14 protein-coding genes and 1 pseudogene are annotated in these 15,008 nt (G+C 59.8%); 8 read left to right on the top strand and 7 right to left on the bottom strand.

Annotated elements, in window-relative coordinates:
• Complete coding sequence (locus tag C4J93_RS21965; protein WP_124430450.1) at positions 1-1,320, bottom strand: cell wall metabolism sensor histidine kinase WalK; 1,320 nt, start codon at positions 1,318-1,320, stop codon at positions 1-3.
• Positions 1,317-2,027, bottom strand: a complete 711-nt coding sequence (locus C4J93_RS21970; RefSeq protein WP_124430451.1) for a response regulator — start codon at positions 2,025-2,027, stop codon at positions 1,317-1,319. Before C4J93_RS21970 ends, C4J93_RS21965 begins: the two co-directional genes overlap by 4 nt.
• A gap of 164 nt (positions 2,028-2,191) precedes the next feature.
• On the opposite strand from C4J93_RS21970, the gene C4J93_RS21975 reads away from it, so the two are divergent.
• The 8 genes and pseudogenes from C4J93_RS21975 to C4J93_RS22010 all read left to right on the top strand — a co-directional run bounded on the left by C4J93_RS21975 (position 2,192) and on the right by C4J93_RS22010 (position 9,235).
• Positions 2,192-2,989, top strand: coding sequence for a VacJ family lipoprotein (locus C4J93_RS21975; RefSeq protein ID WP_124430452.1), 798 nt, complete (start codon positions 2,192-2,194; stop codon positions 2,987-2,989).
• 129 nt (positions 2,990-3,118) lie between these two features.
• A complete protein-coding gene (locus C4J93_RS21980) occupies positions 3,119-3,325 on the top strand; it encodes a hypothetical protein (RefSeq protein WP_124368285.1) in 207 nt (68 codons plus the stop codon).
• 113 nt (positions 3,326-3,438) lie between these two features.
• Entirely contained in the window at positions 3,439-5,331 is a 1,893-nt protein-coding gene (locus C4J93_RS21985; RefSeq protein WP_124430453.1) for an alkaline phosphatase D family protein, read from the top strand.
• A gap of 117 nt (positions 5,332-5,448) precedes the next feature.
• On the top strand, positions 5,449-6,462 hold the full coding sequence (locus C4J93_RS21990) for a diguanylate cyclase domain-containing protein (protein ID WP_124430454.1): 1,014 nt from the start codon (positions 5,449-5,451) through the stop codon (positions 6,460-6,462).
• Between the two features lie 105 nt (positions 6,463-6,567).
• Positions 6,568-7,817 (top strand): annotated as a pseudogene (locus C4J93_RS21995) (aspartate aminotransferase family protein).
• A gap of 93 nt (positions 7,818-7,910) precedes the next feature.
• Positions 7,911-8,165 carry a type II toxin-antitoxin system prevent-host-death family antitoxin gene (locus C4J93_RS22000; RefSeq protein WP_124368289.1) on the top strand — a complete coding sequence of 85 codons (255 nt, stop codon included), beginning with the start codon at positions 7,911-7,913 and terminating at the stop codon, positions 8,163-8,165.
• Positions 8,162-8,416 carry a Txe/YoeB family addiction module toxin gene (locus C4J93_RS22005; RefSeq protein ID WP_124408130.1) on the top strand — a complete coding sequence of 85 codons (255 nt, stop codon included), beginning with the start codon at positions 8,162-8,164 and terminating at the stop codon, positions 8,414-8,416. Before C4J93_RS22000 ends, C4J93_RS22005 begins: the two co-directional genes overlap by 4 nt.
• Before the next feature lie 102 nt (positions 8,417-8,518).
• Positions 8,519-9,235 carry a hypothetical protein gene (locus tag C4J93_RS22010; RefSeq protein ID WP_124430455.1) on the top strand — a complete coding sequence of 239 codons (717 nt, stop codon included), beginning with the start codon at positions 8,519-8,521 and terminating at the stop codon, positions 9,233-9,235.
• Positions 9,236-9,244: 9 nt separating this feature from the next.
• On the opposite strand, the gene C4J93_RS22015 is transcribed toward C4J93_RS22010, so the two are convergent.
• From C4J93_RS22015 to C4J93_RS22035, 5 genes are read right to left on the bottom strand one after another with little or no spacing between them, the layout of a single operon-like run.
• Positions 9,245-10,366, bottom strand: a complete 1,122-nt coding sequence (locus C4J93_RS22015) for an aminotransferase class V-fold PLP-dependent enzyme (RefSeq protein ID WP_124430456.1) — start codon at positions 10,364-10,366, stop codon at positions 9,245-9,247.
• Between the two features lies 1 nt (position 10,367).
• Entirely contained in the window at positions 10,368-11,570 is a 1,203-nt protein-coding gene (locus C4J93_RS22020) for an MFS transporter (protein ID WP_124430457.1), read from the bottom strand.
• Positions 11,570-12,820: an ATP-grasp domain-containing protein gene (locus tag C4J93_RS22025; RefSeq protein WP_124364335.1), complete on the bottom strand. Its 1,251-nt coding sequence runs from the start codon at positions 12,818-12,820 to the stop codon at positions 11,570-11,572. Before C4J93_RS22025 ends, C4J93_RS22020 begins: the two co-directional genes overlap by 1 nt.
• Before the next feature lie 14 nt (positions 12,821-12,834).
• The gene (locus tag C4J93_RS22030; RefSeq protein ID WP_124368295.1) at positions 12,835-13,806 is read right to left on the bottom strand and encodes a proline dehydrogenase family protein; all 972 of its coding nucleotides are present in this window, start codon (positions 13,804-13,806) and stop codon (positions 12,835-12,837) included.
• A 4-nt stretch (positions 13,807-13,810) separates the two neighbouring features.
• Positions 13,811-14,875: a fatty acid desaturase family protein gene (locus tag C4J93_RS22035; protein ID WP_124430458.1), complete on the bottom strand. Its 1,065-nt coding sequence runs from the start codon at positions 14,873-14,875 to the stop codon at positions 13,811-13,813.
• Between the last annotated feature and the right edge of the window lie 133 nt (positions 14,876-15,008).

The following is a 15,008-nucleotide window of genomic DNA, read 5'->3' on the forward strand; positions in this document are numbered from 1 at the left end:
TCATACCGGCAATATCACCACGGCTTCCAACCCACCACCCTGGCGCTCGGCCAGGGTCAGGGTACCGCCATGTTCCAACACGATCGCTCGTGCGGTAGAGAGCCCAAGCCCTACGCCGCCGGTGCTTTTGTTGCGTGACCCCTCCAGACGATAGAACGGCAGGAATACTTCCTCCCGATGCGCTGCGGGAATGCCCGGGCCACGGTCCAGCACGCGAATCACCACCGTATCCTGCTTGTGCTGCAACTCGATTTCCGGCGCCGCACCGTAGTGGATGGCATTGTCCATCAGGTTGGTCATCACGCGTTTGAGGCCCAGGGGCCGGCCGAAATACACCAGACGTGGCGGCCCGTTAAACGTGAAGTCGATGGCCTGGTCGCGATAATCGTCGATCAGGGTCTGCAGCAACTCCGCCAGGTCCAGTTGGGTGGCCTGTTCCAGGCGCGCGTCATCGCGGAAAAATTCCAGGGCGGTGTTGATCATGGCCTGCATTTCATCCACGTCGCGGAACAGTCGCTGTTGCTGGTCGCTATCCTCGATGAACTCACCGCGCAGGCGCAGGCGGGTCAGCGGCGCGCGCAGGTCGTGGGAGATGGCGGCAAGCATTTGGGTACGGTCCTGGATGAAGTGGCGCAACTGCGCCTGCATGCTGTTGAAGGCAAGAATCGCCTGGCGGATTTCGTGAGGCCCCACCGGCTCGATCGGCGGCGCGCGAAAGTCGCTGCCAAAACGCCGCGCACCTCGGGCGAAGTGTTGCAGCGGATGGGCCAGGCGTCGGGTCGCGACCAGGGTGACCAAGGCGGTGGAGACCAGCACCAGCAGCGCCACAATCAGGCTGCGCACACCATCGTCCAGGCCCCAGCTGCGAGTACCGGTGCTGAACATCAGCCAGGATCGGTCGGTCAGTTGCATCAACAGTACGTACTGGCCGTTGCCGTCGGGCCAGTCGGCAGGTTCATAGGCCTCCATGGGGCGCGTCGGGCCTTCAAGCAGGTGCTTGAACACGCGCTCGCCCGTGTTGAAATCCGGGTCAGCCAGCACCGGCAGATTAAACGCCGCCCGCTGTGCCGCCCACGTCACCCTGAAGGACCCGTCCCCTATCACCTGGGCAAGATGCGCTCGCTGCGCCGGTTCGGACGCCTCGATCACGCGCACCACCACCGCGACCTTTTCCAGCAGGCCGGTTTCAGCCAACGGCGGCCTGGCCCATACCCCCGCCAGTTGCACGAACAAGGCATTGAATCCCAGCGCGGTGATCATCGCGACCAGCACGGTCAGCGCGATCCAGCGCGCCACCGTGTCGCGCGGACGCTGGATCATGAACGGGTCACGCTGGCGGTGAATTGATAGCCACCATTGCGCACGGTGCGGATCATCGCCGGGCGCTTGGTATCGAATTCCAGCTTGCGGCGCAGGCGGCTCACCTGCACGTCGATGCTGCGGTCGAAGGCATCATGGCTATGGCCGCGCGCCAGGTTCAACAACTGTTCGCGGGTGAGCACGCGTTGCGGATGTTCGAGAAACACCAGCAGCAGATCGAACTCGCCGGACGACAGCGGAATCATCACCTGGTCGGGCGAGCGCAACTCGCGGCGCATAACGTCCAGTTGCCAGCCGGCAAAACGGATCAGCGGGCGCGCGGCCTCCCCCATCGGCGGCCGGCTTTCACCCGCCCGGCGCAATACCGCACGCACCCTGGCGAGCAGTTCGCGAGCGTCGAAGGGTTTGCTCAGGTAATCGTCGGCGCCCATTTCCAGGCCCACCACGCGGTCGCTGAGTTCACCCATGGCCGTGAGCATGATCACTGGCGTAGCGTATTGCTGGCGCAGGCGCTGGCACAGCAGCAGGCCGTTTTCGCCGGGGAGCATCAGGTCGAGGATAATCAGGTCGGCGGGCTGGCGCTCCACGGCCGCCCACAGCTCAGCGCCACTGGCCGCGGTCTCTACCGAATAGCCATGACGCAGGAAAAATTTCTTCAGCAGGGCGAGGACTTCAAGGTCATCGTCGACGATTAACAGGTTGCTCACCGGCAGGCTTCACTGGACTGGGTCAAGGCGCCATCTAAAACTATTCGACGCGCTCCGTCATATATTTCAATCGTGCAATAAAGCGTCAGCAACGCAATAAAGCAGACATCTTTGCGCAAGGCGGCAATGCCAGCATCGGCCTCCCTTTTGCGGAGACTGTGCCCATGCACGCGTTGACCAACCCACGGCACCTGGCCCGCCACGCCGTGCTGTTACTGACTGTGTCTTACCTGGCGGGCTGTGCGAGCCCTCCACCCTTGACACCCACCACCCGCTGCGCGCAGGTGAACAATCCGGTGTATGACCCTGCCGAACCGGTCAACCGCAGGGTATTTGCGTTCAACCGCGCTGTGGATAACTACGCCCTGGCGCCTGTGGCGCGCGGTTACCGTTACCTGCCGGAATTTTTCCAGGCGGGTGTGCATAACTTTGCGAGCAACTTCAGTGAGCCGAAGGTATTTATCAACGACCTGCTGCAAGGCAACCCGCGGCGCTCGGTCAACACCCTGGGGCGCTTCGCCGTGAACACCACGGTGGGCGTGGTGGGACTGTTCGATGTGTCGGATCGCCTGGGCATCCCGCGCCATACAGCCGACTTCGGCCAGACATTCGGCGTGTGGGGCGTGGGCAACGGCCCCATTGTCGAACTGCCACTGCTGGGCACCCACAACAGCCGGGATGCGGCGGGCAAGGTCTTGAGCTTCCTGGTTTCGCCATTGGGCGACAGCGATACGGTGCAGACCCTGGGCACCATCAGCCTGGTCGGCGGTACTGTCGACACCCGCGCGTCGCTGTTGCCGCTCACCGACAGCCTGCAAAAACTGCCGGATTACTACAGCGCGTTGCGTAATGTGGTGGCGGAACATCGCGCGGCTTTTGTGCAGGAAGGCGCGGAAGGCGCGGAAGGCGCGACCTCTGCGGGAATGGACAACTGCGCTGACCGCCCTGCGGATGATTTCTGAAGAGGCTCGTCAGCCACAGTCATATCTTGCAGCAGTGCGTTTATAGCAGCCTCGTTTCTGCCGCTATTAAGGTTGGCCTTACTTCGTCCCGACGGGCGAAGCATCCTCTCCTCATAGAAGGAAACATCCATGGTCAGCGGAATCAACCCCTCACTGGGCAGCTTTCAATACCCACCTCTGCAACAGGATGATGCAGAGCCCCAGCGTAAGAAACGCAGCATCGACACCACCCACATGCAGCTCAACGCCGCCGAGCCTGATGGCATGGCGACCAATGACCGACGCAAAAACAGAGGGGGTGGGCTCGACAGCCTGGGTCAAGGCAACCTTCTTTAACTAGCCGCGTACGAAGGGCAGTGCACGGCCCTTCGTACATCCCTCCTTAACAAAACCATCACATTCACTCGCTTAAACTCGCCGGTTCAATCCAACCTGGGGCCACTGTCTGCATGCCGCACTCCGACGCACTGCCCGCCGTATTGGCCGGCCCACTGCTGCGACGTCTCGAAGCTCGGCGCCTGGTGTTGTGGCTGGTAGGCAGTCGAGCACTGGCACTGACGCTGAAGCTGCACCTGCCGGCGCAAACACTGGAAATTCCCCTGGACCAATGCCAGGTGGTACCCGTGGGGCGCCAGGCGTTTATTCATTTGATCGATGTGGCGCTGGACGAAGCGCTGCCTTTGGACGTGGCGATCAGCTACGACCTGCTGTTTGACGACACCGGCATCGCCGACTGGGCACCGCACCTGCTGTACGCGAATGCTCAATACCCCAGTTTCGTGTTGCATAGCCGTATCCATCAGTTGGTGCACGGCTCATGCCGCAAACCCCATCACAGTGCCGACGAAGGATTGCTGTGCGTCGACCGTCTGCTGGCCGAGGCCAAAACCCCGGCCGAACGTCCGGCCTTGTTGATGATGAGCGGCGATCAGGTCTATGCCGACGATGTCGCCGGGCCGATGCTGCGGGCGATTCATGGGTTGATAGCACGGCTGGGCCTGTTCGATGAATACCTCGAAGGCGCTGTGGTCGATGACAGCGCCAGCCTCTATGGGCATCCCGCCAGTTATTATCACCGTGCCGATTTACTGCCGGCCCTGGACAGTAACGAGACCTTGCGCGAGCGCTTCTTTGGCGGCGTGAAAAAGCCGATTTTCACCAGCAGCACCGCCGACAACCACCTCGTGACCTTTGCCGAAGTCATCGCGATGTACCTGCTGGCGTGGTCGCCCACGCCCTGGACGCTGACCACGCTTCAGGGCCCGCCACTGAGCCTGGAACGACAGCAGCGCTACGCCCGCGAAGAGGTCCAGATCGAGCGATTCCGCGACAGCCTGCCCGGTGTCGCGCGGGTATTTGCCCACCTGTCGACCTTGATGATCTTTGACGACCATGACATCACCGACGACTGGAACCTCAGCGCCCAATGGGAAGAAACCGCCTACGGCCACCCCTTCTCCAAACGCATCATCGGCAACGCCCTGCTGGCCTACCTGTTATGCCAGGGCTGGGGCAACCAGCCGGATGCGTTTGTCGAACTGGTGAGCCAGACCCAAGCGTTGACCACCCAGGCCCAGGCCAACCACCTGGACGCAGCCGCGCAGGACGAATTACTCGATGCGCTGCGTAAATTCCAACACTGGCATTACGTACTGCCTACCACCCCCGCGTTGGTGGTGCTCGACACCCGCACCCGACGCTGGCGCAGCGAGTTCACTCTCAAGCAACCTTCCGGCCTGCTGGATTGGGAAGCCCTGAGCGAACTGCAGCAGGAGCTGCTCGACCACCCTTCGGCCATCATCGTCTCGCCTGCACCGGTTTTCGGCGTGAAGCTGATCGAGACCGTGCAAAAGGTATTCAGCTGGTGCGGTTACCCGCTGCTGGTAGACGCTGAAAACTGGATGGCCCATCGCGGCGCCGCCCAGGTGATTCTCAACATCTTCCGCCATTCCCGCACACCAGGTAACTACGTGATTCTGTCGGGCGACGTGCATTATTCGTTCGTCTACGAAGTGTTGATCCGCCACCGAAACGGTGGCCCCAGGATCTGGCAAATCACCAGCAGCGGCATCAAGAACGAATTCCCACCACGCCTGCTCGAATGGTTCGACCGTCTCAACCGCTGGCTCTACTCCCCACGCTCGCCGCTGAACTGGTTTACCCGGCGCCGCACCATGCAGGTGGTACCGCACATTCCGGAACATGCCGAAGCCGGCGAGCGGTTATGGAATTCAGCCGGGATCGGCCAAGTGTTTTTCAACGGGCAGGGCCAGCCTGAGGCGATTTACCAGCACAACGCGGATGGCAAGCCTCGGACGAAAATGATTGCGCCGCGCTCCTGAAACAGTCTGCCTGCCCTATTCAAAGGCCGCCAACCACGTTGTACAGTAGCGTCAGCCACGGAGTATCGGCGTCAACGAAAGCTGGCCTTGAAAGCCCGCTCATGCAGGAAGCGTGTAATGGACGATACACCCGGCACCGAACCGCTGCGTAATGACCTTGCCAATATCAGCACCGACATGTTGCATGCCATCATGGAACTGGTCAGCGACGGGATATGGGATTGGAATGCCAATACCGGGTTCGTCTACCGCAATCCCGGCTGGTACGAAATGCTTGGCTATCCGCGCCACTCCCTGGAAAACAGCGTATTCACCTGGGAAAGCGTGATCCATCCCGAGGATTATCCCCATGTGATGGCCGGATTTGATGACTATGTCTGCCAACGCGCGCCCCTGTACCGAGCCGAATACCGCTGTCGAAAATACGACGGCACGTACCTCTGGATCGAGGACCGTGGCTACATCATTGCGCGCAATCCCGACACTTCGGTAGCGCGCATGGTGGGCGCACACCGCGATATCCATGCACGCAAATGCTCGATTGAACGTCTTCAAAAGCGTAACCGCTCCCTTGAGACCTTGGTGCTCGAGCGCACCCTTGAATTGTCGCGCGTCAATCAGCAGTTGCAATTGCAACTGGTCGAAAACCGCTCCCTGGCCGAACGGGATGCCCTGACGCGCATCGCCAACCGTTATCGCCTGGAAAAAGTGATGCTCCAGGAGTGCGACCGCTCCGAGCGCTTTCGCTTGCCATTGGCGCTGGTGGCTATGGATATCGATGACTTCAAGCCGATCAATGACCGATATGGCCATGGCGTAGGCGACCAGACGCTGGTCCAGGTCGTGGAAGGCCTGGAAACCTGCGTACGTGCCGGTGATGTGCTGGCCCGCTGGGGCGGCGATGAATTTATGCTGGTCTTGCCCAACAGCACTCTGCAGACGGCGAAGGAACAGGCCGAACGTGTGCGCCACACAATCCAGAACCTGTTCGCCGTCGCTGATCCCAAGATAACCCTGAGCCTGGGCGTGGTGGAACGGCGGGCGGGGGAGTCACCGGCAGCCCTGATGGCGCGCGCCGATCAGGCGTTATATCGATCCAAGGCGGCGGGGAAGAATGGAGTCTCGGAATGAATGATCCCGACTTTTAATAATGACCCGGCGACTTTATTTCGTTTGCGGCAGAGGCGCTCACGCAGCTTAGATACACCGAGCCCATTACTGCCGAGTCAACGATTCATGAGCCGCGAAACGATCAGCCAATCGATTTCCATCGTCCATCCCATCAACCTCAGCCATGGTAAAAACGCTGAGGTCTGGGACACCGCAGGTAAACGCTATATCGATTTTATCGGCGGCATCGGCGTACTCAACCTCGGCCATTGTCACCCCGCCGTGGTGGACGCGATTCGTGAGCAGGCGACCAGACTCACCCACTACGCGTTCAACGCCGCGCCGCACATGCCCTACATCGATTTGATGGAGCGCCTGACCGCGTTTATTCCGGTGAGCTATCCGGTCAGCGGCATGCTCACCAACAGCGGCGCTGAGGCCGCGGAAAATGCCTTGAAGATTGTGCGCGGCGCCACTGGCCGCACGGCGGTGATTGCGTTTGACGGAGCGTTTCATGGGCGCACCCTGGCCACCCTCAACCTCAATGGCAAGGTCGCGCCGTACAAGCAAAAAGTCGGCGTATTGCCCGGCCCGGTGTATCACCTGCCCTACCCCAGCGCCGACAACGGCGTCACCTGTGCCGAAGCGCTGAAGGCTATGGACCGCCTGTTCAGCGTGGAAATCGACGTCAACGACGTAGCCTGTTTCATCATTGAACCGGTACAGGGCGAAGGCGGTTTCCTCGCCCTGGATACCGAATTCGCCCAGGCCCTGCGCCGTTTTTGTGACGAGAACGACATCCTGTTGATCGCCGACGAAATCCAGTCAGGTTTCGGTCGCACCGGGCAGCGATTCGCCTTCTCGCGCCTGGGCATTGAACCTGACCTGATCCTGCTTGGCAAAAGCATCGCCGGCGGTGTGCCGCTGGGGGCGGTGGTGGGACGCAAGGCACTGATGGACAACCTGCCCAAGGGCGGTCTGGGGGTACCTATTCCGGCAATCCCATCGCCTGCGCCGCCGCGCTGGCAACCCTCGATGTGATGACCGATGAACACCTGCAGGTATGGGGTTCCCGGCAGGAGGAGGCGATCGTGCGACGTTACCAAGCGTGGCGCGCACAGCACCTGTCGCCATATCTGGGCCGCCTCACCGGTGTCGGCGCGATGCGCGGCATTGAACTGGCGCATGCCGACGGCACGCCCGCCGCCAAGCAACTGACCCAATTGCTGAGCCTGGCGCGGGCTGCCGGCCTGCTGCTGATGCCCAGCGGCAAGTCACGGCATATCATCCGCTTGCTGGCACCGCTGACCATCGAGCCGGCCGTGCTGGAGGAAGGCCTGGATAAGCTCGAAGCGTGCCTCAAGCAGCTGGACTGATGCATGCGTCCACAAATTCGACCGCTGATAAGATGCCTCTTGTAGATATGTACGTATTTCTGTACGTTCAAAGCTTAAAACGAGGATGTTTTCATGGAAACTATCAACTACACCCATGCGCGTGCTCACCTGTCCGAAACCATGGACCGCGTTAATGAAGATCACATTCCACTGCTCCTGACCCGACAAAAAGGCGAACCGGTGGTGATGATCTCGTTGTCAGAATTCAATGCTCTCGAGGAAACAGCCTATTTATTGCGCTCGCCAAAAAATGCCGAACGCCTCATCAACTCAGTCAACAGCTTACGAGCCGGCAAAGCCAAGCCAAGGCAGTTGATTGAAGAATGAAAATACTCTTTACCCCTGAGGGCTGGGACGATTATCTGTGGTTTCAACAAAACGACAAGGCAGGGCTCAAGCGTATAAACCTGCTCATCAAAGCGATTCAAAGAGACCCATTTGAAGGTGTTGGAAAACCTGAGCCCCTCAAACACAACCTGAGCGGCTACTGGTCTCGGCGAATCACAGCAGAGCATCGTTTGGTGTATGGCATCGAGGAGGATGAAGTACAGATCCTCATGTGCCGTTATCACTACTGACCGGGTCCACCTTCAGAAGGCGCCTTGACCTGACTCCCCGGCCCCCTGAAAATGCCCGACGCTTTTTTGTCTCTCCCCGTTTACTGAAGTAGTGAAATTTCAATGTCCGATGCGTACACCGCTGAATCCGCCGAAGCCTCCGTCGTCGTCTCGCACGCCAAAGCCGAGTATGAAAACGCCATCAATCTTTCACAGCATGTGCCAGCGGCCAAGATCATCAGCGAAATGGTGCTGGACGCGTTTCACACTTCCAAGGAAAGCGACCAGATCCGCGAGTTGCGCGTGGCCATTCGTCAGGCCCATGACGCCTTCGACGATGACAAAGCCTACGACCTCATGGGCCAGCTCAAGCAATTGAAGGACGCCGAAGCCGCCGACAACGCTGCCCTGGAAGACCTGAGCAGCAAGTTCTCCATCAGCCGCCTGCTGTCCAGCTTCAAGGACGACCCTGAATTCCAGGAGCTGGTCTACGGCCTGGCCCTCAAGGTGCTGAACCAGTCGCACCAGGCCATCAGCAACCCGAGCGCCGGCAAGGGCAAGGCCGCACGCGCCAAGAAGGACGCCGAGGTGTTTGTGATCAGCAAGGATGGCATCAGCGTCACCCTGCCGCTGCGCACGCCGCGTTCCAAGCTCAATGTGGACCGCGAAGCGCTGGAGTTCCTGGGCCTTACCTTTGTAGGTGAAGACAACGAGGCGGAGCTGGAAAGTGACACCTTCGTTGACAACAGCGGCGTGGAGCAGCCGGTCACGCGCAAGAGCATTGTGACCGCACTGCAACAGCAAAGCGCTTTTGACGGTTACTCCATCGCCGCCCAGTAAATGCCGAAGCTATAGGCTGCGCAGGATGACCAGCGCCTGCTCGACCTGGGCGAGGGTGATATGCCGGCCCACCGAGGCACGCACGAAGTGGCTGACTCCCAGGTCCTTGAGCAGCAACGGAGTATGGGCGGCAGTGCCTGCCCAGAGGTTGAGCCCCAGCGCGCGGGCCTGGTCAACAAATGCCTTGGCCGGCACGTTATGCGGCACGAACGAGACAATCCCGGTCTGTTCGAACTGGTCACACATCAGCGTTAACTGCGGCAGGCGCCGCAACGCCTGCGCCAGCAGCGCATAGGGCTCCGTGCTCACCTGCCCGCCGCCTACTTGCAGGTATTCCTGCACCGCCGTGTGCAAACCCACCAGGGCCGAAAGGCTCTTTTCTGCGATCTCCAGCACCCGAGCGCCGGACGCATCCACCTGGTTGACCTGGCCATCGGTGCTGGCGGCGTGCAGGTCTGCAAAATTCAGCTGCAATTGGCCCAGCAGGCGTGGCGACACATAAGCAATCCCGCTGCCACGGGGCCCGCAGAGAAACTTACGCCCCGCGCCTGTCAATAAATCACAGTGCATATCACGCACGTCCAGCGGCAACTGCCCCAGCGATTGGCACGCATCCACCACATACAGTGCGTTCGAACCCTTGAGCAGCGCACCCAGCGCTTCCACCGGATTGATCACCCCGCAGCACGACGGCAGGTGCGACACGCTGACAAGAAACACATCGTCGTCCAGATGACGCCGCACCCAATCCAGGTCCAGCGGGCTGGTGGCCGTGGTTGGAATCACTTCAACGCGAATCTCACGCGAGAGCTTGAGGTAGTTGAAAAAGATCAGGTTCGCGGCGTATTCCGAGGTCGACACCCACACCCGCTTACCTCGGGGAAATTGCAGCTTGCCGAGAATGCTGGTCCAGGCCTCGGTGGCGCTGCTGAAAAAGCCAATCTGCGCAGGCTCTGCATTCAACAGCTTGGCCACCAGGCGGTACAGGTCGTCGTTGAGCAGCGCCTCGTAGGCCAGCTCGGTTTCATAGCTGCCCATTTGCGCTTCTGTGGCGGTAAAACTCTGGATCGCATTCAGCGTGGCCGGTGACATCAGGCCCGCGCCAGCGGTGTTCAGATGAATCCTGTTCATTTCATGCTTCCTTGTTCCACAAGACAGCCGAGCCTTTCATCACGCCTACCGCCACCGCGAACAGCAGCAATATCGTGCCCGCCAGCAGCCACGGCGAAGGCAGCGAGGGCTGTGACACCAGCATGAACGCCAGCGAAGGCGTGATCATTACGCCGATGTTCACCCCCGCCGAGTAATAGCCGAGGTTGCGGTCCACGGTGTGACGGCTGGAGATACTGCTGACGTAATGGGTGATGCCGGGAAAGACGATCATCTCGCCCAGGCTCCAGAGCACGGTAGCCGCCAGCAACAGCGCGCCGACCTGGCTGAAGCCCATCAGGAAAAACCCCACGCCGGCTACCAAGAACCCGGCCACCAGCGAGCGGCTGCTCGACAGGTGCGACATACGTTGGTTGATCGGCACTTCGAACAGAATCACCAGCAGTGCATTGATGAAAAAGATGATCCCGACGTAGTACGCCGGCAACTCGGTGTAATTGATGATGTAGGCCGACAGAAACGTCGGCGGCAGCGCATACGCCACGTGCACCGGCAATGCCGCCAGCAAAATCACCAGCAAGCGCGAGCGCTCGTGCACTGCGCTCTCCGGCAAGCCGTTGCCCTTGCTGACGACGGCAGCCCCTTGGGCCACCGGCACCGCTCGCCCGAACCGCAGGCAGGCAACGAAGGCCACCAGGGACAACGCCGCGTTGAGGTAGAACACCGCGTCGGCGTTACTCAAGAAAATCAGGCTGCCCAACAGCGGCCCGATCGCCATGCCGATGTTGATCGCCAAACGGTTGCAAGAGAACGCCACTTTGCGCGATTCACTGCTGCTGTGGGTGACCGTTTCGGAGAACGTCGCCGGCGTGAATGCCTCGTAACAGGCCCCCCATAGAAACGACAGCACAAACAGCAGCGCCGTGTTATCCACCGAAGGAATGATCAGCAGCAGCAGCGCGTTAAGCAGCAACGAGCCGAGGATCACCCGATTGGCGGAAAACCGCTTGATCACCCCGCCGATGATCAAGTCCACAAACAGTGCGCCCGCGCCATAAACGCCCACCAGCAACCCTGCGGTTGCCGCCGACACGGCGTGCTGATGAATCAGGTAAGCCGCATAGAAAGGGAACGCCATGGTGCCCATGCGGAACACCAGGGTGATCAGGAACAGCAACTGCAAGCGAGCGTTGAGCCCGCGCAATGCGCGATAAGTGCCTATCATCAGCGAATCACATAGACGTTGTCTTTGTACTGGCGGATCTGCTCGTAATCCTGGTCGATAGTGCCCTGGCTATCCGATACCAGAAACACCCGCAGCGGGCTGCTGAGCAGGTCCACGGTCTTTTTCATCAGCTTGCCGGCCTTGTATTTGACGCTCAGCTTATGCACCGAAGGCAACGCCTCGATCCGGTGGATGGCCGATTCATTGAAGCCGGTAACCTCGCCTTGCAGCGTGGTGTCGGTGTTGATGACACAGGCCTCCTTGAGCTTGTGGTAGCGCTTGCCGGCGTAGTTGGCCTTGAACGCCTCACCGTCGCAGTATGCCAGGTAGGTGAGCTGCGCCTGGTTGCCGCCCAGGCTGATGTCATGGAACCTTGGTTCCATGTTGCCGTTCAGGCGAGCACCGACTTCCACCAGCGCGGGGCCGGCTTCGGTGAGGATCACTTCCGAATGGGCCGGGCCGTTATCGATACCCAGCGCCTTGAGCGCCTTCACGATGTAGTCCACCAGCACGTTGGCCTCGGCGCTGTCCGGGGCAATCAGCACGTCGCGGTCGTAGATGTTCTTGCCGCCGCTGATTTCACGCTTCACATAGCGCCAGATCCCGCACACGTAAGTCTGCCCATCGCGGCTGACGGTATCGACGATGTACTCCGGGCCCTTGAGGTAAGACTGACAAAGAATTTCCGTGTTGGGCAGGCCGAAGATATCCGGGTTGGACACCACCTCCTCACAGGCGCGCTTGACGTCCTCGAGGTTGTGGCAGATCGAAACCCCGTCGGTAGATGCCGAACTCAGCGGTTTGATCACGCAGGGAAACACCTGACCGGCCTCGACCCAGGCCAGCAGCTCGGCGGGGTCCGAGGATTTGATCTGGCGTGCGGTCAACAGGCCTGCGGCGGCGACTTTGTTGATCATTTCAAACTTGTCGCGGCGAGCGCGTGAGCCTGCACTGCCGTTGGAGGTGGACAGTTGCAACTGTTCACTCAAGTAATCGGCGAATGGCACGCCCGGCTCCTGGCCGGCAATGACGGCGACTACGTTGAACTCACGCAAGCGTCGCACTATATCCTCGGCGTTGTCGTTGAGTGCCAGGTTGTGCTCGAACTCAGACAGGTTCGGCCCGAGCATGCTTGGCATCAGCTCGGGTGTACTCTGTACATGGATCAGGCTGAAACCGGCATCCCGGAAATACTGCGGCAGGAAATTACCGCTCGAGTAGACATCCACCAATGCGACGTACTGCTTCATAAGAATGTCCTTTTTCAGTAATGAGTGGCGGTTTCAGAGGCCCGTGGCGAAGCCACGTCATCCAGCGCCAGGAAAATGTTCTGCGGAAACTCAGCCACACGGTGCAACAGGTGCAAGTACCAGTTGGTGCCGTAAACCGCCGACACCCGGGCCTTGACCTGGCCCTGGTCTTTTACCGCCTTGATCAGCTCAGGGCGCACGCCGTGGAGCATCTCCAGCTCACCTCGGTCAGCGATGCGGCTGGTGAGGATTTCTTCAACCAGCAGCGGGTCCTGGGTGGCGAAAGCAAACTGCCCGCGGCCACCATTGATCCGGTCCAGCAGCCCCAGGTAACGCTCGTTGAGCGCCTCGCCACGGGGCAAGGCAATGGCGGCAGGCTCAGCATAGACGCCTTTGACCAGGCGCACCTTGCAGCCGGTTTCCAGCACCGCTCCCAGGTCATCCGGGGTTCGGTTCAACTGCGCCTGAAGGGTGATGCCCACGTTGGGAAAACGCCCGCTCAGGTGCAGGAAGATCTCGAGGATCGAATCCGTCCATTGGGAGCGCTCCATGCTGATGATCACGCCGACATCCTTATCGGCTGCATGGGCCAGGATCTTCGAGCAGTTCTCGACTGCCAGCTCGCGGGAAATGATGGTACCGACGTTCGACAAATCGAACCCCAACTGAGGAGGTTCGCCGAGCTTGGGATGCTGGGCGATCAAGTCGATCAGCTGCAGGTATTCATCGGTTGCCGTGGTCACCTCGGCCAGCGTCGTCGCTTCCTCGCCGACGAACTCGACACCGGTGCGATAGCCTTTGGCCAACAGGGCCCCAAGCTTGTCGAGCATCTCCAGGCGATCTTCGGAAATGATGTAGCGAAGCGCCGCAGGTCGCAGGAAATCACGCAGCGTCTCGCTCTCCAGGAACAAGTCACGGTAGGTCTTGTTCGCCGCCAGTTTCTTCAGGGCCAGGGTTGCCAGCAGGCTGTTATCTGTCGTGTTCATGGCATTAAACCCCGTAGGACTGGTTGAGCATGCGACGTGCGAAACTCGAATCGTCGGTGTGGTTGGCGATCTTGTGGGCGCGGAATTTGGCCGCGTAACTGAGCAGGGTTTCCTTGTGGCGGCTATGCCGGTCACGGGTAAAAATCCCCGCCCACAGGTTGTCCCAGCGTGCGTACTCGGGGTGCGACATCAGCAGCTTATGGGCCTTGCGCATGTTCCAGTGGGGAATTGACGGGTGCAGGTGGTGCACAAGGTGGTAGTTATCGTCGTGGCGGCCGAAAAAGAAGTTTTCCAGCGCGTTGCCTTTACGGTTACGGGTCAGCAGCAGCTTTTCGCTTTCAACGGCGGGCAACGGATAGTGCTCGGCCAGCTCGATGATCCAGCCCACAGCCACGGCGGCCGTGAACAGCGGCACGAACCAGAACAGCACCAGTTCAACCGCAAGGCCAAACCAGGCAACCACTGCAAAAATCACTGCCCAGTAGGCCCACATCAGCACGCGTTCCTTGCGGATGCGTGCGTCCTGGCCCTGGAGCCGGTCCTTGACGATGTACTTGATGTATTGAAGGGTGCGGTAACCCGATAACGCCATCACCACGTTCTTCAGGAAGAACTCGCGCTCGCTTTGCTGGAGGTCGTACAGGCCGCACTTGAGATGGAAATTGTAGTCCGGGTCTTTTTCCGGGTGCCCCAGGTGCACATGGTGGTTTTTGACGTGCGAGGTGCTGTAGGACTGGTAAAGATGGAAGATCAGGTACCCCGAGAGAAAGGTACCGGCAAACCAGTTGATCGCCCGGTTTTTCGCCAACAGTTTGTGACTTGACTCGTGCAACACGTTCGCCAGGGCACGTTGAGTGGTGCCGATGAGAAACAGCGAAACGGGATAAAACCAATAGCTGACGCCCACGGACAGATAAATGGCAAAGGCGATGATTGAATAATCCTTACCCAGTGCGATGGCCCAATGGTAGTTATCTTTCTTGCACAGGTGCTTGAGCATCCCGAAGGTTTCACGGGAAATACCCGCAGTGTTTTGGCCACCTGGCTCTTTGTTTTTATCGACCAGCATAATCACTCCATAATTAAGCGGCACGCTGCAACACTCGCATCGCGCGGAGCGACGATGTTTTTTCGGGTGTTGCGGCTATTGTTTTTTTGCCTGAGCTAAACTCATTGGCTGCAAAAAAACTAAAGCACCGCTT

The organism is Pseudomonas sp. R2-37-08W, from assembly GCF_003851705.1.
Lineage (GTDB): Bacteria > Pseudomonadota > Gammaproteobacteria > Pseudomonadales > Pseudomonadaceae > Aquipseudomonas.

What these genes read in the sequence shown, in the direction of transcription:
- C4J93_RS21965 (WP_124430450.1), bottom strand. Translation starts at nt 1,320, where the DNA reads ATGATCCAGCGTCCGCGCGACACGGTGGCGCGCTGGATCGCGCTGACC.
- C4J93_RS21975 (WP_124430452.1), top strand. Translation starts at nt 2,192, where the DNA reads ATGCACGCGTTGACCAACCCACGGCACCTGGCCCGCCACGCCGTGCTG.
- C4J93_RS21980 (WP_124368285.1), top strand. Translation starts at nt 3,119, where the DNA reads ATGGTCAGCGGAATCAACCCCTCACTGGGCAGCTTTCAATACCCACCT.
- C4J93_RS21985 (WP_124430453.1), top strand. Translation starts at nt 3,439, where the DNA reads ATGCCGCACTCCGACGCACTGCCCGCCGTATTGGCCGGCCCACTGCTG.
- C4J93_RS21990 (WP_124430454.1), top strand. Translation starts at nt 5,449, where the DNA reads ATGGACGATACACCCGGCACCGAACCGCTGCGTAATGACCTTGCCAAT.
- C4J93_RS22000 (WP_124368289.1), top strand. Translation starts at nt 7,911, where the DNA reads ATGGAAACTATCAACTACACCCATGCGCGTGCTCACCTGTCCGAAACC.
- C4J93_RS22005 (WP_124408130.1), top strand. Translation starts at nt 8,162, where the DNA reads ATGAAAATACTCTTTACCCCTGAGGGCTGGGACGATTATCTGTGGTTT.
- C4J93_RS22010 (WP_124430455.1), top strand. Translation starts at nt 8,519, where the DNA reads ATGTCCGATGCGTACACCGCTGAATCCGCCGAAGCCTCCGTCGTCGTC.
- C4J93_RS22015 (WP_124430456.1), bottom strand. Translation starts at nt 10,366, where the DNA reads ATGAACAGGATTCATCTGAACACCGCTGGCGCGGGCCTGATGTCACCG.
- C4J93_RS22020 (WP_124430457.1), bottom strand. Translation starts at nt 11,570, where the DNA reads ATGATAGGCACTTATCGCGCATTGCGCGGGCTCAACGCTCGCTTGCAG.
- C4J93_RS22025 (WP_124364335.1), bottom strand. Translation starts at nt 12,820, where the DNA reads ATGAAGCAGTACGTCGCATTGGTGGATGTCTACTCGAGCGGTAATTTC.
- C4J93_RS22030 (WP_124368295.1), bottom strand. Translation starts at nt 13,806, where the DNA reads ATGAACACGACAGATAACAGCCTGCTGGCAACCCTGGCCCTGAAGAAA.
- C4J93_RS22035 (WP_124430458.1), bottom strand. Translation starts at nt 14,875, where the DNA reads ATGCTGGTCGATAAAAACAAAGAGCCAGGTGGCCAAAACACTGCGGGT.